Origin of the sequence: Granulicella aggregans (assembly GCF_014203275.1) — a bacterium.
Classification (GTDB): Bacteria; Acidobacteriota; Terriglobia; order Terriglobales; family Acidobacteriaceae; genus Edaphobacter.
The window spans coordinates 184,651-207,623 of sequence record NZ_JACHIP010000007.1 but is presented as its reverse complement, the minus strand read 5'-3'; the positions used below and the strand labels follow the sequence as shown (position 1 = coordinate 207,623).

Annotated in this window: 12 protein-coding genes and 1 tRNA gene; 11 read left to right on the top strand and 2 right to left on the bottom strand. The window is 58.7% G+C overall.

From position 1 onward, the window contains the following. Window positions 1–133: 133 nt before the first annotated feature. From HDF16_RS22315 to HDF16_RS22305, 3 genes are all read left to right on the top strand, one after another. Window positions 134–1,333 (top strand): glycosyltransferase, encoded by a 1,200-nt coding sequence (locus HDF16_RS22315; RefSeq protein ID WP_221313016.1) that lies wholly within the window; start codon window positions 134–136, stop codon window positions 1,331–1,333. A gap of 181 nt (window positions 1,334–1,514) precedes the next feature. Continuing rightward, a complete protein-coding gene (locus HDF16_RS22310) occupies window positions 1,515–2,480 on the top strand; it encodes a glycosyltransferase family 2 protein (RefSeq protein WP_184221775.1) in 966 nt (321 codons plus the stop codon). After that, window positions 2,477–3,427 (top strand): glycosyltransferase family 2 protein, encoded by a 951-nt coding sequence (locus HDF16_RS22305; protein ID WP_221313014.1) that lies wholly within the window; start codon window positions 2,477–2,479, stop codon window positions 3,425–3,427. The genes HDF16_RS22310 and HDF16_RS22305 overlap by 4 nt, the downstream gene beginning before the upstream one ends. Before the next feature lie 450 nt (window positions 3,428–3,877). Here HDF16_RS22305 and HDF16_RS22300 read toward each other — a convergent pair. Beyond that, window positions 3,878–3,953: transfer RNA gene (locus tag HDF16_RS22300), tRNA-Lys, on the bottom strand. 250 nt (window positions 3,954–4,203) lie between these two features. Here HDF16_RS22300 and HDF16_RS22295 point away from each other — a divergent pair. The 8 genes from HDF16_RS22295 to HDF16_RS22260 all read left to right on the top strand — a co-directional run bounded on the left by HDF16_RS22295 (window position 4,204) and on the right by HDF16_RS22260 (window position 20,631). After that, window positions 4,204–6,405 carry a cellulose synthase operon protein YhjQ/BcsQ gene (locus tag HDF16_RS22295; protein WP_221313012.1) on the top strand — a complete coding sequence of 734 codons (2,202 nt, stop codon included), beginning with the start codon at window positions 4,204–4,206 and terminating at the stop codon, window positions 6,403–6,405. After that, the gene (gene bcsA / locus HDF16_RS22290; protein WP_184221769.1) at window positions 6,402–10,076 is read left to right on the top strand and encodes a UDP-forming cellulose synthase catalytic subunit; all 3,675 of its coding nucleotides are present in this window, start codon (window positions 6,402–6,404) and stop codon (window positions 10,074–10,076) included. Before HDF16_RS22295 ends, bcsA begins: the two co-directional genes overlap by 4 nt. A 230-nt stretch (window positions 10,077–10,306) precedes the next feature. Next, on the top strand, window positions 10,307–12,292 hold the full coding sequence (locus HDF16_RS22285; RefSeq protein ID WP_184221767.1) for a DUF3857 domain-containing transglutaminase family protein: 1,986 nt from the start codon (window positions 10,307–10,309) through the stop codon (window positions 12,290–12,292). Between the two features lie 197 nt (window positions 12,293–12,489). After that, window positions 12,490–14,442: a DUF3857 domain-containing protein gene (locus tag HDF16_RS22280; RefSeq protein ID WP_246409666.1), complete on the top strand. Its 1,953-nt coding sequence runs from the start codon at window positions 12,490–12,492 to the stop codon at window positions 14,440–14,442. Window positions 14,443–14,499: 57 nt separating this feature from the next. Next, entirely contained in the window at window positions 14,500–15,804 is a 1,305-nt protein-coding gene (locus tag HDF16_RS22275) for an aspartate aminotransferase family protein (RefSeq protein ID WP_184221763.1), read from the top strand. 121 nt (window positions 15,805–15,925) lie between these two features. Continuing rightward, window positions 15,926–16,960, top strand: a complete 1,035-nt coding sequence (locus HDF16_RS22270; RefSeq protein ID WP_184221761.1) for a lysylphosphatidylglycerol synthase transmembrane domain-containing protein — start codon at window positions 15,926–15,928, stop codon at window positions 16,958–16,960. A 49-nt stretch (window positions 16,961–17,009) separates the two neighbouring features. Beyond that, window positions 17,010–19,007: an arginine--tRNA ligase gene (locus tag HDF16_RS22265; protein WP_184221759.1), complete on the top strand. Its 1,998-nt coding sequence runs from the start codon at window positions 17,010–17,012 to the stop codon at window positions 19,005–19,007. An 88-nt stretch (window positions 19,008–19,095) separates the two neighbouring features. Then, window positions 19,096–20,631, top strand: coding sequence for a glycoside hydrolase family 1 protein (locus HDF16_RS22260; RefSeq protein WP_184221757.1), 1,536 nt, complete (start codon window positions 19,096–19,098; stop codon window positions 20,629–20,631). A gap of 723 nt (window positions 20,632–21,354) precedes the next feature. On the opposite strand, the gene HDF16_RS22255 is transcribed toward HDF16_RS22260, so the two are convergent. Then, a complete protein-coding gene (locus tag HDF16_RS22255) occupies window positions 21,355–22,863 on the bottom strand; it encodes a leucyl aminopeptidase (protein WP_184221755.1) in 1,509 nt (502 codons plus the stop codon). Between the last annotated feature and the right edge of the window lie 110 nt (window positions 22,864–22,973).

The following is a 22,973-nucleotide window of genomic DNA, read 5'->3' as shown; positions in this document are numbered from 1 at the left end:
AGGTAACGCGAGCTATCGCTGATGCCGCCAATTGCGAGAGTGAGCTGACCCGCTTTTAGATTCTGGCAATCATTTTAGTTTCTGAAGACGAAATTTTATCACAAAATGGATCTCCTGCTCCCATGGAAGAACCGTGGCGCATGTGTACGGTTTTGCTGCTATTGTCGTTTCTAGGCTAGGTGCGGAGGTCAAGAGGCTTTTGAAGGACAGCAGCCCTCGGAATGACATGCCTGGAGCGCTCATTTTTCGGAGCGATCTCCTGTCGTTCTCAGAGACTTTTATTCGAGCCCAGGCAGAGGCAGTTCATGGCTTTCGTACTGTCTACACCGGCATGCGCCGCGTGGAAGGTGGACTTCCTCTGCATGGAGCTGTGGAAACACTCTGTGAGTTCACGACCGGCTTCTGTCAGGCAAGAATTGCGGCGTATGACAAGTTAGGTTTTGCTCCTGGATTTCACGAGCGCCTGCGTCGTCATCGCCCCTCACTCATCCACGCTCACTTTGCTTTCGACGGGCTTCGCGCCAGTACGATCGCTAAGAATCTAAAGATACCGCTTCTAGTCACGCTGCATGGCTATGACGTTACAAAACATCTGGACTACGGTCCAACCTTCTCCGGCCTATGGCAGCAAGCCTCAAGATTTCTGTGTGTTTCCGAGTACATCAAGAGGGCAGCGCTAAAAGCCGGGTTTCCGGCTGAAAAACTGATGGTGCAGTATATCGGCATTGATCTTGACGCCTTCCCGAGTCGTGAACAGCCTTCCTCGGAATCGCCTCCAACTGTGTTGTTTGTGGGCCGATTGGCTGAAAAGAAAGGGTGTATCTATCTCATTCGAGCGATGGCCGAGGTGCGACGCGCCGTACCGGATGCAACGCTATTGATTATCGGTGATGGTCCGCAAAGAGAAGCGTTAGAGCGCGAATCTACCGCGTTAGGGGTGGAGGCAACTTTTGCGGGGCGCCGAAATCCGGCCGAGATTCGCGTGGCCATGTCCGAAGCGGCCATATTCTGTGCTCCCAGCATAGAGGCGGAGGATGGCGATAGTGAAGGATTAGGCATGGTTTTTCTTGAAGCTCAGGCGACCGAACTGCCCGTTGTGTCCACCAATCATGGAGGAATTCCAGAGGCCATTCGGAACGGTGTCTCGGGACTTCTTGCGGAACCGAAAGATGCACAGGATTTGGCCAGATGCATTCTCGAGTATCTCCAGAATCCACGCTCTCGCGATCAGGCGGGTGTGGCGGGACGCAAGTTTGTCATTGACTGCTTTGATCTGAAGCATCGCACCACACAGCTCGAGCAGATCTATCGCGATGTCATAGCGGGTCGGTGACAAGGTCTCGGATACCGCTGCCTCCGAACGAAGCTCGAAGACCGACCGCCCCTCGGATTGTTTGTAGGAACTCACCGCTGAAATCGCAAGTCTCACTGAACCAACACCAGAGAGTTGTTCGCGGTTCATCAACTTGTGCGTTAATGGTAAGAAAACTCAGTCTCAGATAATGGACAAGACCATGCCCACAGTTTCTGTTGTAATCCCGACGAGAAATCGGCCAGCGATGGCGTTGCGCGCGATCGACTCCGTACTCGCGCAAACCTATCAGGACCTTGAAGTGGTGGTGATCATTGACGGTCCCGATCCTGCAACCATTGCGGCGCTTGAAGCTGCTCCGAACTCGCGTGTTCGTTTCGCCCAGATGCCTTCCTCGGTGGGAGGTGCGGAAGCGCGAAACCAGGGGATCAACCGTGCAACAGGCGAGTGGGTGGCACTTCTCGATGACGATGATGAATGGATGCCGACGAAGCTTGAGAAGCAGATGGAATTAGCTCTTGCGAACCCAAAGCCATCACTGGTTGTCACTCGATACTTTGACCAACGCCCCAATGCGACACTCATCCAACCGGGCTCACCTCCTCCAACCGACCCAGAACAAACCCAGATCAGTGAGTACCTCTTCATGAACACCTCCTGGCTGGGATTTCGAAGAGGTTTTGTTCAAACCTCGACCTGGCTCGCTCCACGTTCCGCCTTTCTTGAAGTGCCATTTACAAAGGGGCTGCCGCGCAACCAGGAGACTGACTGGCTGTTACGAGCAGTGCCGCGATTGAAGCTGCCCATCTTCACGGTATGGGAGCCGCTCGCAATCTTCCACAATGAAATGACGAAGGGGCGAATCACGAGTGTCACCGACTGGCGCGACACGCTGAATTGGTCCCTGGGCAAGGGATTGTTCACGCCTCGCGCGCTGTTCTTCTTTATCGCGTTTGTTTGCGGCCCTACAGCGAAGGCTCAGAATGAGCCGCTTGGCGTTTTTTTTGAGGTCGCCCGAGCTGCGTTCAAGTTCGGCAGGCCATCGTTGAAGGGCATATGGCTGCTCTTTGCTGGCTGGTTCGTATTCCCGTACGGACGCTTTGGATTGCGCACGCGCTTACAGAACTTCATGAATTTGCGACGGCCTGCTGAAGGAAGGGCAAAGTGAATCCAGATCCACTGGTTAGCGTGATCATCCCAACGTTGCGACGCCCTGAACTCGTGCTCAGGGCGGTAAACAGTGTGCTGCAACAAACGATGCAGGATTTTGAGATCCTTGTGATCATCGATGGGAAAGACGACGCTTCTGAAAAGAGCCTGGGTACCATCACGGATCCGCGGCTTAAGGTAACCATGAATCCGCAAAGCCAGGGTCCAGCGCAGGCACGTAATATCGGAGGTTCCCAGGCGCGCGGCACCTGGTCTACATTCTTAGATGACGATGACGAGTGGCTTCCCAACAAACTGGAGGAGCAAGTAAGGGTTGCACGGGAGCTTGGCGGTGACCGGATACTTTTGGCCGCTCAGTTCATCGACAGCGGTCCGGCCTTTGAACGGATACTTCCTCTTCGCGACCCGGACCCGGGAGAAGATATGTCGGAATATCTGTTCTGCCGCAAAGGGCCTCTTCGAGTGCAAGGGCTTGTTCAAACGTCAACGTACTTCGTCTCGACTCGGCTTCTTCAAGAATTTCCGTTGAAGGCAGGGCTGACACCACACGAAGATTATGACTGGCTGATGCGAGTGTCAAAACGTTGCGACCGTCCCTTCACAGTCGTGCCTGGTCCACTCTCCATTTATCACAACGAGCAGATAACGAACCGGGAGGGTGCTGGAGGAAACTTCGACTTCCACTGGGATTATGCTCATCGCAATCGTGAGCTGTTCACCCCCTCGGCCTTCAGCTTCTACCTTTCGGTGTTTTGCACTCCGTCTGCAGTGAAATCGACCGACAAGTGGAAACGTCTGCGCATGGTGCTTCGAGGCATTTGGCAAGGAAAGCCATCTCTCACCTGCATGACTACTTTCCTCGGATTTGCATTCTTTTCGTTAGAAACGCGGCGGAAACTTCGCAATACGTTTCAGGCTTTCGCAGGCAGCAAAAAACCTGCGTGACGGGCTCGTGCGCGAACCGTGGCACTGCGTCAAGACCTGCACGCAACTATCTGCCCTTCAGCATTGGGAAGCTCCAATGATCATGGATGAGATAGTGGCCGCAGGTCATTGATAGGCCGCGTGCGAACAACGCCACCACTCGCAGACACCGTCACCCGAAGTGTGTCTTCTACTGTGGAAGTCTCGCCCGCTTGTAATGTGCTGCTGGGAAAGATGGATTCCGCACATCGCAGAGCGAACGCTGCAGCGAATCCTCTTGGGCGTATTCAATCTCGCGCTGCCAAACATGCGCTTGGAATCGCTTTGCGTTTACCGGTCTGAACGCGAGGTATAAACATCCGCTCAGTTCCGCTCTCAGCTATGGAAACAAGGATCGGAGATCAATCCGGATGAAGTGACCCGCGCGACTAAAGCTGAGGCATCCTTCAGGTTTCTTAGGAGGAAGTTGTTTGGTGAGAGCGCTGGGGCTCGAACCCAGGACCAACGCCTTAAAAGGGCGATGCTCTACCAACTGAGCTACGCTCTCAAACCACTCTTTTACGGTAGCACATCGGCCCCGGAGGAGAGCTTCTGCGAGCGGCCTGAGTGAACGGCCACAGATGCCACTCCGAACATCTGTCTCGTTTCGAGACACACACCGCCAGCGGACTCGAGAGATGCCTGAATGCGATATTTACCGCGTGTTCATTACACGTTAGTCGCAGGGACAGTGCATTGACTTGACCTGATCCCACCGTTAGCCTGACATAACGGCAACGCATCCTTGCAGCATGTCGATGGCTGCCGAAGCGGACGCAAAAGATTTTCACAAGACTGGTGGAACGGGCAAGATGGAGATGCATCCGCTCGAAGACTTCGAAGACCTAGCTGAAGACTATGCCTCTGAGGTCCCTGAAGACGTCGCCATCCTGTACTCGTGGGCGAATCTGCAAGGGGCGAAGTACCGCGACTTCTCCGCCAACCGGCGAGAGCATCGGGCGCAGATGCGCCAACGCGCAGCGGAACAGCTGAGGCTGGCCGAACTGCGCGCTCAGTCCGAGGCAGAGACGGCAGCGAAGCAGTCTGAGACCGAAGCCGCGGCGGCACATGCTGAGGCGGACGCGGCAGCGGCCAAGCTGATGGCGAAGCGAGCATCCCAGTCACATGAACTTGGTGGACATGCCTGGAAAGATTCCCTCGGCAACCGCGAACACCCGGTGGACCAGGATGAGCAGGTTAAGCATGCCTCGTTGCGCGCCGCGGCTCACCAGGCAAGGAAGGCAGCGGCAGAACGCGAAGAGGCAGCGAGACGAGCCGAGGCTGCCGCTCTGGCGCAGTCGATGGCCGGCCGCGAGCAGGAAGAGATCGCTGACGCACAGGCTTCGGCGCTCCGCCAGGCTGCCCGTTACGCAGAGTCAGGGGTAAGGAGTCGCAGTCTGGCCGACGCTGATTCCGGCCTAACGATACCGGGAAGAATTGAAGATCCCTATTCGCCACGATGGTCTGAAGAGGATGAGGGATTCTCTGGCCGTGGGACACAGGAGAGTCACCCCGTCGTCGAGTTTGATGGCGACCTCAGAGACACCTCCTGGGGAACAGGACCCGATCTCCCACTGAACCTGAAGCCGCCGGCATTTCCGCTTACACCGAAGGCACCGGTCACGAAGCTGACTTCCAACGAGGCCGCTTCAGCCAATTCGACCCCGACCCACCCAACGGAGCGCACCCAGGCGGCGAAGTCCCCGGTGGAGGGAGACTCTCGCGCTGAGGTGGTGCGCCACATTCCGCAGATATCTCAACAGTCGGCGGAGCCTGTCGCGGCTGTAGAGACGCCCCAACCGAAGACGGCAGCGGCGCTCGTTGCACCGTATGAGGTGGCAGCTCATGCCATGAGCGAGCTCTTCGAGGCGGCTCCGGTCGACCACGATACGGAGACCTCTGCCTCACCGGTCAATTCTGTTACGGCGGTCGAGCCAGTTAGGACTGCCAATGTGGACTCGCGGGCAAAGCGCGCCGCCGGGTCCCCTGGCTGGAACGCTGATGTTCCCGGGCCCGCATGGCTTTACCCAAAACATCAATCGTCGGCAAAGCATCGCGCAGCCGCAATTTCCGACTCCGCCGAGCCTCTCGAGCACTCGAAGGAGCGCATCGCGGCACGGTGGTTCGCCCTGCGTGGAGTCTTTGCGCGCCATGATGCGGACCGGTCCACGGAGCGCCTGGCAGGGAAGTCCGAAAGCCGTCATGCCGCAATCGTCGCTGTATATTCGGTCGCCGGCGGGACGGGGAAGACGAGCCTCGTAGCGACCATCGGGCGTGCGTTGTCGTTCGTCGGGGAAAAGGTTCTCTTGAGCGACACCACCTCGCATGGGCTGCTCCCGTTCTACTTCGGAGCGAGCCAACTGGTCTCGGGAGTGGTGCGCACATTCTCGCCTCCGGCCGGCAGTAGCGACGCTCCGATCCACCTGGTCAGCTACGACATGGTGAGGGAGAACGAGGAGCCGGAAGAACAGGCGGGAATCCTCGAAGATCTGCTGGAGAACAGTCAGCGCGCCAATCGCGTTCTATTGGATCTGAGCGTCAACTGCTCACGCATGGCTGCCCGCCTGAGCCAGTTCAAACCCACGATTCTAGTCCCGCTCATGCCCGATATGAACTCCGTGATCAGTATCGATGCGGTGGAGAAGCTCTTCAGTTCGATGCTTGACTCCGACGGCCGCCCTCTGCAGCCTGTCTATCTCTTGAATCAGTTCGACACTTCGCTGCCCCTGCATCTCGACATCCGGGAGGTGTTGAAGCAGCAACTTGGCGACCGTCTCCTGCCATTTGTGATCCGACGGTCTTCGGCTGTGGGCGAAGCATTGGCCGAGGGGATGACTGTCGTGGACTACGAGCCTGGTTCACCCATCGCCGAAGACTATATGCGAGTCGCAAACTGGCTCCGCACCGTCTCTGCACCGGTTGCTGTGGGCTTCCGAAACCAGCGCTGGAGTGAACAATGACCCTGGGGGATGTCCGCGCGGAAGATGAATCCACGTCGGGCCCGTTCGTTCGATCTCTCAGGTTCATAGTTCTTCTCTCAGGGGTCTGCTTCCTGCTCTTCGCGGGAGGATTCGCTCTGGACTGGCGGCAGCAAGCCGTTCTGGGTGTCGTTACCGTTTTGCTTGCGTTATGGATGGACCGGACTTCCACGTCCTACCTGGTGACCCTCACCCTTATCTTCATCTCCATCTATTCGACCTTCCGCTACGGTTACTGGCGCGTCGGAACGACGGCCAAGTACCTCCTCGCGCATGGGACCAAGAACGAATGGCTACAGGCAGCGTTTGTTGCAACTCTTATTCTTGCCGAGGGCTACGCAGCGGTGACGTTGCTGCTTGGATACATGCAAACGCTGTGGCCTCTGCGCCGGGCGCCGGTCCCGCTGCCAGATGATCCTCGCGACTGGCCGACAGTCGATCTACTGATCCCGACCTTCAATGAGCCGCTCAGCATCGTTCGCTATACGGCGCTGGCTGCGGTGAATATCGACTGGCCAGCCGACAAGCTGAATGTATACATCCTGGACGATGGCAATCGCGAAGAGTTCCGCAAGTTCGCCGAGGACGCCGGCATCGGCTATCTCACGCGCGAGGGCAATGAGCACGCCAAAGCAGGCAATCTCAACTCTGCTCTGCGACAGCTCTCAGCGCCGTTCGTCGCGGTATTCGATTGCGATCATGTGCCGACCCGCAGCTTTCTGCAGATCACGCTGGGATGGTTTCTCCGTGACGAGCGGCTCGGAATGCTGCAGACACCACAGCATCTTTACTCGCCTGATCCCTTCGATCGCAACCTCGAGCAGTTCCGCAGGATTCCGAACGAGGGAGAGCTGTTCTACGGAATAGTGCAGGACGGAAACGACTTCTGGAATGCGACTCTGTTCTGCGGCTCCTGCGCTGTGCTCAGGCGCTCAGCGCTGGACGAGGTCGGCGGGTTCGCGCCGGAGACATTAACCGAAGACGTTCACACTTCACTGCGCATGCAGATGGATGGATGGAACACCGCCTACATCAATATTCCGCAGGCAGCCGGGCTCGCGACGGAGAGCCTGGATGGACATGTGAAGCAGAGGATTCGTTGGGCCCGCGGTATGGCCCAGATTCTGCGGATCGATAATCCTCTGTTCGCAAGAGGGCTCACGCTCGCCCAGAGGCTGTGCTACTTCAGCTCCATGTTCCACTTCCTTTATGCTCTGCCGCGGTTGATCTTCCTGGTCGCGCCTTTGGCGTTTCTGATCTTCGGTCACGTGATTCTGCCTGGCTCCTGGCCGGCGATCCTGGCGTTTGCTCTTCCTCATCTCTTCCTGTCGAGCGTGGTGAACTCTCGCATCCAGGGCCAGCACCGTCACCCCTTCTGGAACGAGATCTACGAGACGATTCTCGCGCCTTACATTCTGATTCCCACGCTATTTGCGATGCTGCGGCCCAGATCTGGGAGCTTCGATGTCACGCGCAAGGGCAGCCAGCGTGAGCGGGGTTACTTCGATGGAAGGACTGCGATCCCATTCTTATTGCTGATGGCGTTCCAACTGACGGGACTGGTCTTCGGTGCTGCGCGCATGGTCCGCATTCCCTGGCGGCCGTTGCTCTGGTTGCATCATGGGAACAATCCGGGTGCCGTCGTCACAAATATGGTTTGGGCGTTCTTCAACCTGGCGATCCTTGGGGTGTGTGCGTCTGTTGCATGGGAGAGTCATCAGCGGCGCTCCACGGTACGTCTGAGAATGGCGATTCCGGTCGACGTGATGTTTGCGGATGGCACGCTCGAAGAAGGGCTCACAGCCGACATATCGAACAGCGGTGTTTCGCTCAGGATCGACGATGTGCTGCAGCCTCGGCATGGTGAGGCGGTGCAGTTGATCTTTCCGGTGCTAGATGGCGAAGCCTCCTTGCCGGCGACCGTGATCGAAATCTCGCAGGGTGTAATGCGGGCGCAGTTCGATTCCTTGACGATCCAGGAGGAGGAGACACTCACGATGGTGCTCTACTCCCGCGCCGACACGTGGCTGGGATGGGGGGATTCACGCGAGGCCAGTCGGCCTTTCAAGAGCATGGCACGAATTCTCGGGCTGGCGCTTCGGGGAGTTGGCCAGACGTTCGAGGCCGCGTGGTCCGTGGTCCAGCCGCCGGACAATACGAAGTTCGCGGCCGGCGCCTTGCAGGCGGGGTTGCTGCTTGCGGTCTTCGTCGGACTTACCGCAGCGGCGGCGCAGTTCAGATCGTCGCAACTGAGACGCGCTGAATTGAAACCCGTCAGCCAGGTAAAGCTGGCAACGGAGCACGCAGCGACCGAACGCCGGAAACCTTCCGGTGCGGTTACTGAATTCGTGGGAACCAGGGTGTTGCCGCTCCAGAATGAAGTGCCAGTGGTCGCTGCTTCAGACAATCTCGGTCAATTGCCTGGACCCTTTCTGAGCAACGCAGCCACGTCAGGGCAGGAGATCTCCATCGCGTTTCTCAGTGAGCCATCGCCCGACGCGTTCAGGGCAGCTGGGATCGTAGCGTCGTGGTTTGCGGTTCAGGCTGGCGAGCATCCGGTGCGATATCCGGTGACGTTTGGCGCGATTCCGCACAACAACGCGGTCCTGATCGTGGAGAACGAGAGCGACATACCCCAGTCCCTCCATCTCGACGGAGGCAGCGGACCAACGGTGTCCATGCGGACGAATCCTGAGAGTCCTTTGGCGAAGCTGCTGGTAGTCTCCGGGAGCACTGGGTCGGAGGCGGTCGACGCTGCCAGGGGGCTTGCCTTGCACGGGAAGGCGCTTACGGGCGACCTCGTCAATTTTGGCCACCTCGATCCTTCCGATACTCGCGATTGCTGTTACCAGAACCAGGAAAGCCCTCAGTGGATGGCGCTACCTGATCTGCATCTATTTGCAAGCACCGGATTCCCGTTTATTCCAAGGGCGGACCTGTCGGAGACGACTGTAGTGTTGCCCCCCGCGATCACGCCCGAAGTGATGAAGCTCTACATAACGATTGTGGCGCAGCTTGGTGCCCAGGAGGCCCACCCGCTTCTTAATGTAACCGTGAGCGGCCCTGACGAACTCAAGAGCGATGGAACGAAGAACTACATCGTGCTGGATATCGGGGCAGACCAGCCCGCGTTGCGTACGTTGAATCCAAGTTTGCCGGTAGCCCTCGATAGCGACGGTCCGCATCCCCGCGATCCTCAGGGATTCTTCGCTCCGGTTCGGCATGCGTGGTGGAAGCTAAGAGACTGGGAAACTGGTGATTTGAGCAAGATCGATACTTCCGATGGCTTACCGCCGGCGGTGATTGAAGAAGCGGAATGGCCTGCCCATTCCGGACGGTCGGTAGTGGTCGTCTCGGTCCGCGACAGTGAGTCTATGGCCGCATTTCTGGCCGCATATCCCGGCAAAGCGAAGGCATCGGATCTGGCTGGGTCTGTAAGTATTTTGACTGGAACAAGGTTCGTCTCGTACAGAATCGGGGACGACGTCTACTACGCCGGATCGCGCTCCCCCTGGATGGCCGCCGGATGGGTCTTCTCCGAGTTTCCATGGCTGCTGATCCTGGCGGTCACTGGGGTCTCCGGGATGATGGCGGTCGTCGTGCGAACCATGCTCCGTCAGAAAGCCAAGGAGCGGCTGCTGATGGCAGCGTAGCTCAACGCGGTCGATCGTCGATAGACTGCCGCCATCTGTCTCCTGCGTCTCGCAGGCCGGGTTGTTCCCAAAATCAACTCTCGGACGATCTTTGAAGTCCTATCTTCTTCTTGCACTTGTTAGTTCGGCCAAGTATAAAACTCCTACAGTCGCCATCATTCTTAGAGAAGGCTTTGCCTCTCTCGTGTCGTTTTGATTCGTATCTACCGTCGCGTCCAATAGGGTCTCTCATGACGCAAGCTATATTGTTTCGCTTTGCCTTTCAATTTTCGATTCTTTTTCTGCTTGGAGTTGTTACTCAGCGTTCTGCACTGGCCGGGAAGGACAGTGTCCCGGACTGGGTGCGTGCGGCTGCACGGCAATCTCTTCCGACCTATCCTGCAACGACGAACGCGGTCGTCCTCCTCGATGAAACTACCCTGACCGTCGGGCCAGACGGTCACGCGGTCAGACGCCATCGCCGGGCGGTGAAGATCCTGCGACAGGCCGGCCGGGACGAGGCTGATGTCTTCGTTCAGTTCGACAAAGAGAGTAAGATTCTCGCGCTGCATATCTGGAGCATCGGCCCCGACGGCCACGAGTACGCCATGAAGGACAACGAGGTCCTTGAGCGCGGATACGACGGTGCGGGGGGCTTGTACGACGATGCCCGCTACAAGATGGCGCTGGCGCCAGGCCGCGACCCGGGCGGCGTGGTCGCCTATCAGAGCGAACAGCGGCTGCCGGGCTATGTCAGCGAAGTCGACTGGCACTTTCAAGAGAATATTCCGACCGTCGCCGAGAGCTTCAACCTTGAGCTGCCCCCCAACTACACCTATGGAGCGGTGTGGGCACACGCCAAGCCTGTTGCCCCGATCGATCTCGAGCATCAGCATTACCGCTGGGAGATGAAGGACGTGGCCGGCATTGATCTGGCCCATGTTCCGATGCATCCAAGCGGGCGAGCTCTGGAGGGCAGGCTGGTGATTCATTATTCCGGCCCCGGAATGCCGTTGGTCACCGGAAGCACATGGCAGAGCATCGGCGAGTGGTATCAGCAGATATCGAAGGACAGGCTGGTCGCATCTCCGGAGATCGCAGCGAAGGCGTCCGAGTTGACGGCAGGCAAGACCGATTTTTATGACAAATCTGAAGCCGTGTCGGAGTTTGTCCAGAAGCAGATCCGCTACTTCGTCATCGAGATGGGGATCGGCGGTTGGCAGCCGCATCCGGCGGCGGACATCTTCAAGAATCGTTATGGCGACTGCAAGGACAAGGCGACCCTGCTTTCGGCGATGCTCTCGACCGTCGGCATTCACGCGACGCTAGTCCTGGTCGATACGAACCGCAACGCAATCGACCCCGATGCACCTTCGATGTTTGGCAATCACATGATTGCGGCGATCGAGATTCCGAAGGGATATGAATCGCCCAAGCTGAAGAGCGTCGTCACAGCGAAGACGGGGCGACGCTACCTCATCTTCGATCCAACCTGGGAGAAGACCGCCTTCGGGCAGTTGGAGCACAATCTGCAAGGCGGCTACGGCGTGTTGACCGAGGGCGCAGACAGCCAGGTGATCCAGTTTCCTGTCCTGAGTCCCATGCTCAACACGATTCATCGATCGGCAAGTTTTCAGCTGCAGGATGACGGTTCGCTGAAGGGAAACATCACCGAGAAGCGCTTTGGAGACGTATCCGAGATGCGGCGAGATCTCTACACGTCGGGCAACGCCAAGGAGCAGCAGGAGTTTCTGGACCACTCACTGCAGCAGGACTTCACCAGCTTCAAGGTCGCCGACGTGAAGGTCGAGAACGTCGAATCGCTCAACAAGGAGCTGACGACCACTTACACCCTCGAGGCGGCGCGCTTTGGCAAGACCATGGGGCCTCTACTGATGGTTCGGCCTCGCGTCTTTGGGCGACAGGATTTCGACTTGAACCACGAGCCGCGGACCGTTCCGATCGACCTCAGGCAGACGATGCAGGTACAGGACGATTACTCGATCGACCTCCCGGCAGGATATGTGGTCGATGAGATTCCCGATCCGGTGTCGGTCGACATGGGATTTGCGTCCTACACCAGTTCCTCGAAGATGGACGGCAATACGCTCCGCTACACGCGGACTTATACCGTGCGGGAGTTAACCCTGCCGGCGGAGCGTTATGGCGAACTTCAGAAGCTGGCGAGTGTGATCTCGAACGACGAACAAAGCAGCGCAGTATTGAAGAAGAAATAGCTGGCTGGGGTGCCGTGCGTCTCCCGGCCACGAACGATTTCATTAGCGGCAGTAAAACCCGAAAGTGAGCAGGCATGATCTCCTCCGTCCCACTCGCACATCGTCGAACGTTGTTCGCATCCGTAATCCTGTTTGCCTTGTCGAGCCTTCCGGCACACGCCGACCAGTGGACGACGCCGACGCAGGAGGAGCTGTCCATGACCTCGCAGGCCGGCGCTCCCGGAGCGCCAGCCGTCTACCTCTTCCGCGAGGAGAGCACGGTGGACCACCTGCATATGTACAGCGAGTACGTGCGGCTGAAGGTCTTGACCGAAGGCGGTAAGGAGCACGCCAACGTCGAGATCAAGTACGTAGCCGGCGGTGACATGGGCTACTCGGTTACCGACATCGCTGGCCGGACAATCCATCCCGATGGCTCGGTGATCCCGTTCACCGGCAAGCCCTACGAGCGAATGGTGGTCAAGGCGCAGGGGTTCAAGCAGAAGTCCAAGGTTTTTACGCTGCCTGACGTGACGGTAGGAAGCATCATCGAGTACCGGTACAAGATCCGCTGGGAAGACAACATGTACCAGGCCCCCTACTGGATTATCCAAAATGATCTCTACCTGCGGCGCGGACACTTCTCCTGGTTCCCAACCGATCGCCTGCTGACGACGAATGACGAGCGCGGACAGCTAGCGAGCACGGTTGCCTGGACCCCGATTCTGCCGGCGGGTGCGGAGGTGAAAAACACCCAACTGCCGGGTTCGAATCTAACGCATGATGGATCCACCCAGATCGACCTTGTAGTCCACGACATTACTCCTTCGCTTGAGGATGAGTACATGCCACCGATATCCAGTCTCGGGTACAGGGTGATGTTCTACTTCTCTCCGTATCGGACGCCGGAGGAGTTCTGGAAGGGGGAGGGGAAGCACTGGTCGCATGTTCGGGACAAGTTCATCGGGCCGGACAAGGGAGTGAAGGCTGCCGTGCAGGGGCTGATTAGTCCCTCGGATACTCAGGAACAGAAGTTGAAGAAGATCTATGCCGCAGTCGAAGGCCTGGAGAATACGGACTACACGCGTGAGCGGTCGCGGACCGAAGAGAAGGCGGAAGGGCTCTCCTCCGTGCATACGACGGACGACATCTGGGATCACAGACGAGGGTCGAGCGACCAGCTTGCGGAACTTTTTGTGGCCATGGCTCGCGCCGCTGGGTTGAAAGCTTATTTGATGCTGGTCACAAACCGGGATCGCACCCTGTTTCTGAAGAATTATCTGAGCCTCTACCAACTCGACGACGACATTGCCATCGTAGAAATCGATGGCAAGGAGAGGGCCTTCGACCCGGGTTCACGCTACTGCCCGTTTGGCCACCTGGCCTGGAAGCACACGGATAGTGCTGGAATGCGGCAGACTGAGGGGGGATCGGCGCTGGCGGGAACGCCAAGCGAGAGCTATCAGGCTTCCGGGGTTATCCGCGTGGCAAATCTGAAGATGGACGAGACCGGCGTAGCGACCGGCAAAGTAGACCTGAAGTTCACCGGCGCGCCTGCGTTGAAGTGGCGTGAGAAGGCGCTGACCGACGATAATGAGACGGTCGAACGTGAGATGAAGGAGCAAGTGGAACGTATGTTGCCAGGCGGGATGGATGTGAAGGTGCTCTCCATCGACAAGCTGGAACAGTACGAGGAACCGCTGGCGGTGTCGCTTTCGATCAAGGGACCCATTGGTTCCTCTACGGGGAAACGGCTGCTGGTCACCGGTGATCTGTTCGAGTGCAACTCTAAGCCGACCTTCACCCACGAAAAGCGCGAGATGGCCGTGTTCTTTCCCTATGCTTACAACGCTCGGGATGCGATCCGGATCAACCTTCCCCCGGGATTCCAGGTGGAGTCAGTGCCAGCCGACAAAGAAGTAAAACTGGCGAAGAGCGCAGCTTACGACATCAAGGCCACCGCAGACGGGTCCGGCGTTACCATTCGGCGGAATCTCCTGGTCGGAGAGATCATGTACATGGCTAATACCTATCCCGATGTGAAGGCCTTTTATAGTCAGTTTGAGGCGAAGGATCAGGAACCCGTGATCCTTAAGGTTGCCGGCGCTACCCAGGCGGCGACGTCTGTAGAGGACATCACCCTGCCCGCCACGAAGTCGCAGAAGCCTTAGTTCGCTCTGGCCGGTGCGGCATTGTGATGTATCTTTCAGGTGAAAGGGAGTCATCTCATGGACCGCAAAGAGATCATCCGGAAGAAACAGGAGTTCGTCTATCCTGCGACGTCGAACTACTACGCCGACCCGTTGCCGATCGAGCGCGGTGAGATGCAGCACGTCTGGGACGTCGAAGGCAGAAAGTACCTCGACTTCTTCGGCGGCATCGTCACCGTCGGTGTCGGCCATGCGAATCCGCGCATCACCGCGCCGGTGAAGGCGCAGATGGACAAGCTCGGCCATACCTCGACGCTCTATCCACACCAGACGATGGTGGAACTGGCGGAGAAGATCGCGCAGATCACGCCCGGCCGGATCAGTAAGAGTTTCTTCACAGCCAGCGGCACCGAAGCGAACGAGACTGCGATCCAGTCAGCGAGGATGCACACAGGGAACACGGAGATCGTTGTGCTGCGCCACTCCTACAGCGGCCGGTCATCGCTGACCCGCTCCATGGGCGGAATCAGCGCATGGCGCAAGGCCAACTATGAAGTCGGCATCGTGCACACGATGAGTCCCTATTGCTATCGCTGCCCGATCGGCCTCAAGTACCCTTCGTGCGAGATCGCGTGCGCAAAGGACATCGAGAATGTCATCCAGTCGTCGACCTCCGGAGCGATCGCTGGAATGCTCGCCGAGCCTATCCAAGGCGTCGGTGGCTACATTGTTCCGCCGAAAGAGTTCTTCAAGATCGCCTTCAAGATCGTCAAGGAGTACGGCGGCGACTTCATCTCGGACGAGGTGCAGACCGGCTGGGGGCGGACAGGGAAGAAGTGGTTCGGCATCGAGCACTGGGAGGTTGAGCCGGACATCATCACCGGAGCCAAGAGTCTCGGCAACGGGTATCCCATCGGCCTGACCGCCGCGACGCCAGAGATTGCAAACGCCTACGAAGGCCCGACGATCTCGACCTTTGGCGGAAATCCAATCGCGATGGTGACAGCTAAGGCAGTCATCGACCTGATCGAAGAAGACGACCTCATCACGAACTGCGATGTCGTGGGCGGATATCTGCAGGAGAAGCTGAAGGAACTTCAGGAAAAATACCCGTGCATCGGCGAAGTCCGCGGCATGGGCCTGATGCAGGCGATCGAGCTTGTAACCGATCCGGTTACAAAAGAGCCGGCGACAGCGCTCGCTGTCGAAGTAATGGAGGCGGCCCGGGAGCGTGGCCTGCTGATCGGCAAGGGCGGCGTCTATAACAACGTCCTGCGCATGGCTCCGCCGATGAACATTAGCAAATCAGACGTGGATGAAGCGGCTGCGATTCTCTCAGAGAGCTTTGCCGCGGTCATGGCGGCAACCTACGCCACTGCCTAAAGGCCTAAAGGAAGGCAATTTCGGGACAAAGTACAATGGAAGTACCGATGATTGCCCCTTCCCACTCCCAAACGCCGCTTTCAGCGACCATCTTCGAAACTACTTCCAGCGTGGCCGCCCGATGAGCGAAGCGAATCTCGTTGTCCCGAAGGATGGCGCGAGCAAGGGCCGCAATCTGCTAAAGACCCTTCCGGGACTTCTGATCAGCGCGGGCTTCCTCTGGTACACCTTCAGCAAGATCAGCTTCTTCGACCTCCGCGCGGTGCGCATGGTCGCACCCGTCTGGGTGCTGGGCGTATTGGCATTCACGCTTGCCAGCTACACGCTGCGCTGCCTCCGCTGGACGCGGATGATGCGCAGCACGGGCGCGAAGTTCGGAGTCTGCGCGCGGGTTCTGATGACCTCCCTGGCGGCAAACAACATCCTTCCGCTGCGCATCGGCGACATCATGCGTGTCTTCACCTACGCGGGCGATCTCGGCGCGTCACCATCGGTAATTCTGAGCACGGTCATCCTTGAGAAGCTCCTCGATATCTTCATCCTCGTTCTGTTATTCACGGTGACGATGGGCGCCGATGCCTCGCCGCACTCAAAGGCGCTGGCGAAGACCCTGCTGGCCATCTCCACAGTCGGGTTGCTGGTCCTGATTGTCGGCGCTCGCACGTTGAAGGGCCCCTTGGAGCGCTTCTTCGCGAAGCATGCGAGCAATGCAAAGATCGCCAAACTCGAGCACTTCATCATGCTGGCGATCGACTGCCTGTTAGAGATTGGCATTCCAGGGTCGATGTTCCTGCTGGCGCAATCCGCCGTGATCTGGGCGTGCGAGGGCATGATCTTCGTCTCGGCGGCCAAATTGATCGGGCTCATGTCGGACAAGATCGGCCCCTGGGCGGCGGTCTCGGTGGCAAATCTTTCCTACCTGATCCCGAGCTCTCCGGGAGCAATTGGAACGCTCGATCTCGCCGTAACGACCGATCTGGAACTCCATGGAGCCGTGGCCGCTCAGGCGGCGCCGTTCGCTCTGCTGGTGCACGCCTGGCTGCTGATCTCGGTGACTGGGGCGGGCGGGATCATCTTCCTGATTCACCGCGCGAGAAGGCCCGAGCACAAGCCTCTGATCGAAGAGATCGAGACGCTGCCGACCGAGCTGCCGTAGCCGCTCTTCACGTAGACTTATAGAAGACTTATAAGGTGAAGACGCCCGCATGTATCGCATTGTTCAGCAGCAGCTTCTGGCCCGGATTCAGGCCATTCTTCTTGAAAAATACGACGTAACCCTGGCGCAGCTCGCCGTTGAGCAGCCGCCGCAGATCGCCATGGGCGAGCTTGCCCTACCGGTGGCATTCGAGCTGGCGAAGCGCCTGCGCAAGGCTCCCCGCGTGATTGCGACCGAGCTCGCAGCGGAGTTGAGCGCGGCTGGTCTTGAAGGCATTTCCAGTGTAGAGATCGCCGGCGCCGGCTATCTGAATGTGAAGCTCGATCGCGCTACTGCTGTGCGCAAGATTGCCACGGACGTTCACGCGAATGTTGGTGGGCCGGGCTTCCGGTTGGTCGAGCACACCAGCATCAACCCGAATAAGGCCGCGCACATCGGGCACCTACGGAATGCAATTCTTGGCGATACGTTTCAACGTTTGCTGCGGCCGGACGCTTACAAGACTGGGTATGAAGTCGGCGTCCAGAACTACATCGACAACACCGGCGTACAGGTGGCCGATGTCGTTGTAGGACTCGTGCACCTCGAGGGCAAGACGCTGCTGAGCGTCCGCGAACTTCTGACGGAGCTGATGGAGTCCAACACGCGCATCGACTTCTATTGCTGGGACCTCTACGCGCGCGTCTCGCAGTGGTACACCGCCGATGCCGAGCAGGTGGCCGCACGCAAGCAGATCCGCCTGGATACGCTGCATGCGCTCGAGGAAGGCAACAACGAGACCGCCGAGATCGCCGATCTTATCGCAACCGCTGTCCTGCGGCGTCACCTCGAAACCATGAAACGGCTCAGCATCGAGTACGACTTTCTCCCGCGTGAGAGCGAGATCCTCTCGCTGCACTTCTGGGATGCGGCGCGAGAGTTGATGCTCGCCAAGGGCGTGCTCTACCTCGAAACCGAGGGCAAGAACAAGGGCTGCCTGGTGATGAAGCGTGCGGGTTCTTCAGATGAAGAAGTGACCGGACCGGATGAAGATGCGAAGGTGATTGTTCGCTCGAACGGCACGGTGACTTACGTTGGCAAGGACATCGCCTATCACCTATGGAAGCTCGGCCTCCTGCCGGGCAAAGATTTCGGCTACGTTCGCTTCCACGAGTATCCAAGCCACTGCTGCTGGATCTCGACAGCAGGAGCGAGTGACGAAGGCGCGCCGACCTTTGGCAAAGCGGACGCGATCTACAACGTCATCGACTCGCGTCAGAACGACCCACAGAACAACGTCATTGCCGCGCTGCGCGGCATGGGGTACACGGACGCCGCTGACCGCTACACGCACTTCAGCTACGAGATGGTGGCGCTGACGCCGCGTTGCGCAATGGACCTCGGCTACACGGTCAGCGAGGAAGATCAGAAAAAGTCGTACCTCGAGGTAAGCGGTCGCAAGGGCTTCGGCGTGAAGGCCGATGACCTGCTCGATCAGTTGATCGCTGCGGCGAAGGCTCAGGTGGACGTACGCAATCCCGAATTGACCGAGGCCGAGCGTCTGTCGATCTCGACGCAGATCGCCGTCGGAGCGCTGCGCTACTTCATGCTGCGCTTCACTCGGAACACCGTTATCGCCTTCGACTTCAAGGATGCGTTGAGCTTCGAAGGCGAGACCGGCCCATACATTCAGTACGCCATCGTCCGCGCCGCAAACATCCTGCGCAAGTCCGAAACCACGGAGGACGCCGCTCTTGCTGCGATCGCCGATCTCGATCTCTCAGTGCTCTCGACCGAAGAGGGAACTGTGATGTGGGAGACGTGGCTCGCATGCTCCAAGCTGACGCTGCTACTCGAGCAGTGCATCGCGACTGCCGAACCCGCATATCTGGCCAAGTACGCATTCCAACTCGCACAGCAGTTCAACAACTTCTACCACCGGCATCATGTATTGAACGAGACCGACGCGGCGAAGAAGGCCCTTCTACTGGCGACGGCTGCGGTCGCAAAGCGAGAGATGGTGCGGGCTTTGGGCTATCTAGGGATCGAAGCTCCACCAGTGATGTAGAAGCTGCATGACAAGAAAGCACATGTACATTTAGAGTTCAATCGCTCCCTGGAACAGCGCACTCCGATTCCCTGTGAAGAGGTGAACTTTGAATCGTCGCGACTTCGTGACTACTTCGTTAGCAGCAGCCGCTGGTGCCGCTCTTTCTAGAAACACTTCCTTCGCAGCCGGGCAGATTGCAGCGCCGGTTCCCGGTGCGATCGCGGAATCAGTCATCAAGCAGGCCCGCTTCCCGGAAAGCTTCCTCTGGGGCACCGCGACCGCCTCCTACCAGAACGAAGGCGCGTGGAACGAGGACGGCAAGGGCGAATCCCTATGGGACCGCTTCACCCACACCCCCGGCAAGGTTCGCGGAGCCGCGACCGGCGATGTCTCCTGCGACCAGTACCACCTCTACCCGCAGGACATCGCTCTCGCCAAGAGCCTCAACATCAAGAGCCACCGCTTCTCCATCTCCTGGCCGCGCATCCAGCCGACCGGCATTGGTGCGCCCAACATGAAGGGCATCGACCACTACAGCCGCTTCGTCGACACGCTGCTGGCGGCGGGCATCCGCCCCTGGTGCACAATGTACCACTGGGACCTTCCCCAGGCCCTCGAAGACAAAGGTGGCTGGCCGAACCGCGACCTCGCCGGCTACTTCGCCGACTACGCCGGCATCCTCGGCAAACACCTCGGCGATCGCATCACCACCTGGGCTCCCTTCAACATGCCCTGGGCCATCGCCTTTATGTCCTACGCCGCCGGTGCGTTTCCACCCCAGCGCACCAGCTTTACGGACTACCTCAAAGCCGCGCACACCCTCGCCCTCGCCCAGGCCGAAGCCAACCGTGCCGTCAAAGCAGCATCGCCCAAAGCGACGGTGGGCAGCGCCTACGAGATGGCCCCTTCCTACCCAAAGACCAACTCGCCAGAAGACCGCGCCGCCGCCGACCGTTATCACAACATGAACAATGTCTTCTTCCTCGAAGCCACCATGAAAGGCCGCTACCCCAACGCCTTCGTCGGCGAACCGCCGCTCCAGCAGATGGGCTTCAAGCCCGGCGATGAGAAGCTCCTCCTCGCCCCACTCGACTGGATTGGCTTCCACTTCTACGGCCGTCGCGTCGTCTCCGACGCCAGCAAGGAGGTCTTCGCCACCGGTGGAGCTTTCTCCGGCACCGAGATCGAGAGCAACTCCCCCGGCGGCCGCGATCCCTACACGCGCTTCCGCGCCGGCATGCCCACCGAAGGCCCGCTCACGGAGTCCGGCATCGAGATCTGGCCGCGCGGCATCTACGACCTCGTCACCCGCATCACGAAGGAGTACGACCACCCCTTCATCGAGATCACCGAGAGCGGCTGCGGCTATCTCGACTCTCCCAACGAGCAGGGCCGCGTCCCCGACACCCGCCGCATCGACTGGTACCGCCAGGTCCTCGCCGAACTAGCCCGCGCGATCTCCGACGGAGCCAAGGTCCGCGCCTATCACGCCTGGACCCTGCTCGATAACTTCCAATGGGGCGAAGGCTACACCGAACGCTACGGCCTGATCTACACGGACTTCCGCAGCCAGAAGCGGACCATCAAAGATTCCGGTCACTGGTATGCAAAGGTCGCGGCCTCAAACCGCCTCGAAGTGTAGGCGATTCTACGCAAAAAAACTGGATGGTAATGTGAGTTTGCCTGCGCGTGCTGCTTATCCAGCCGTCAGGGTACGGATAAAATGATGCAACTTGGAATTGTTGGAGAATAATCTCGATGCCTATATCTTTGGATACAAAAGCGACTAGACGCTCTTGACCGGGAGCTACAGGAAGATGCTCACGGAGAAGGAGTAAGTGCGGCGCGGGCATATTACTTCTCTCAAACACTGATTTTTCTGGCCTTGGGTTGTAGCGTCGCGGCGGCAATCATCGGCATCGCCTTCCCTGCTGTCTCATCGAGAATAGCCGGAGGGTTAGCAGCGGCTCCACCATTATTGGCATTTGTAGGTGTTAGATTGAGGCTGGATATTCGGGAGAGCTGGTACTACCGTAAGTCTACTGGTCTCAATGCATTGCGCTCTCGACTTGCCTATCAGCTTCCAGAGGAGCCGACCGTTGATCACATATCGGGAATCGCAGCTGCGCGTGACAAGTTTGTCGCGGAAATGCAGAGAGAATGGGACGAAGGAATCACGAAGGGCGCCTTCGATAGAATCGCAAGAAGGGACGAGGCTCGACCGTGACTTGATCGAGCTTCCGAGCCCAGGCACGGAGATCCTCTTGACCGCGAGTTAGCTATCCTTTAGCTCCCGATAAACGTGCCTTTGTCAGCTCTTCAAAGCACAAGCCAAGACAATAGCCTAGTTTTAGAAAGGGCATAACTACACCGCGTAACTCCTCACCCACTCGGTGATCGACCGCACCGCAATCCCCGATGGCCCTTTCGCGAGCCACGGCTTCGTCTCGTCATTCCAGGCCATGGCGGCGATATCAAGATGAATCCACGGCGTCTCCCCGACGAACTCCTTGAGGAACATGGCAGCCGTAATCGATCCGCCGTAGCGGGTGATGCCGGTGTTCTGGATGTCGGCGATGGGGCTCTTGATCTGATCGGCGTAGTCGTCGGTGCAGGGAAGCCGCCAGTACTTTTCGCCTGAGACGGCGAGACCGCCGGTGAACTTTTCTACCGTCGCGTCGTCGTTTGAGAACAGCCCAACGTTGAGCTTGCCCAACGCAATGGCTACAGCACCCGTGAGAGTAGCTGCGTTGATGAGGTGGGTGCAGCCGAGCGTCTTCGCGTAGTGCAGGCCGTCTGCCAGGACGAGGCGGCCCTCGGCGTCGGTGTTGACGATCTCGATCGTCTTGCCGGACATGGCGGTGACGACATCACCCGGCTTGAACGCCTTCCCATCGGGCATGTTTTCTGCGGAACAGATGACGCTGATGACCTTGACGGCGGGCTTCAGCAGCGCGATGGCCCGCATCGCGCCGATCATCGCGCCCGCACCGGCCATGTCGTACTTCATCTTCTCCATGCCGTCGGCGGGCTTGATGGAGATGCCGCCGGTATCGAAGGTGATGCCCTTACCGACCAGGCCGATGACGGGCGCGCCTTCTGCCTGCGCTGCTTCAGGCTCGTAGGTCATGACGATCAGTGCGGGCGGTTCGACGGAGCCCTGCGAGACGGCCCAGAAGGCTCCCATCTTCAACTCGTGAAGCTTTTCGGTCGAGTAGACCTCGCACTTCAAGCCGACCTCCGCGCACATGGCGGCGGCACGCTGGCCGAGGACGGTTGGCGTCAGGACGTTGCCGGGCTCGTTGATGAGCGAGCGGGCGAAGTTCTGCGAGACACCGACGATGGTGCCTTCGTTGAGGCCTGCTTCGATCTCCGCGTCGGCGGCAGGAATGACAATGGTTGCAATGGCGACGGAGAGGTCTTTGCGGTCGCTCTTGTAGGTGTCGTAGTCGATGTCCGAAAGCTCAATGCCTTCCGCGATGACGCGTGCGGCAGAGGCAACTGGAATCGTCTCAAGCGTGGGAAAGGCGATGGCGACCTCGCGAAGTCCCCGGGGCTTGGCGGCGCGGACGGCGGTGCCCCCACCCTTGCGAAGCTCGTCGAACGAAAGGGACTTTTTCTTGCCGAGTCCGATGATCAGCAGACGCTCGGCTTTGAGACCAGCGGGCGCGTGGATCACGACGGTGTCGCCCACAGCAGCCTTGAATTCTCCCGATGCCAAGACGGCTGCTGCGGCCGATGAAACCGCGCTGTCGGCGGTCAGCAAGCTCAGCGAAGGCTTCTCGGCTTTGGGTTCAGCCGCGTCCACGGCAAAGACGGCGAGCAAAGGCGTTGCAAAGGTGGCGAGGTCCTGGCTGATCAGCTTTGTATCCATCCGTCTATCGTATCGCGTCAGACCTGCGACTTATTTTTCGAAGATTGGGGAATGTATGAGGCCAGAGATCATTTTGGAGAGCTATACTCCCACCTTCGGCTGTGTTTCGT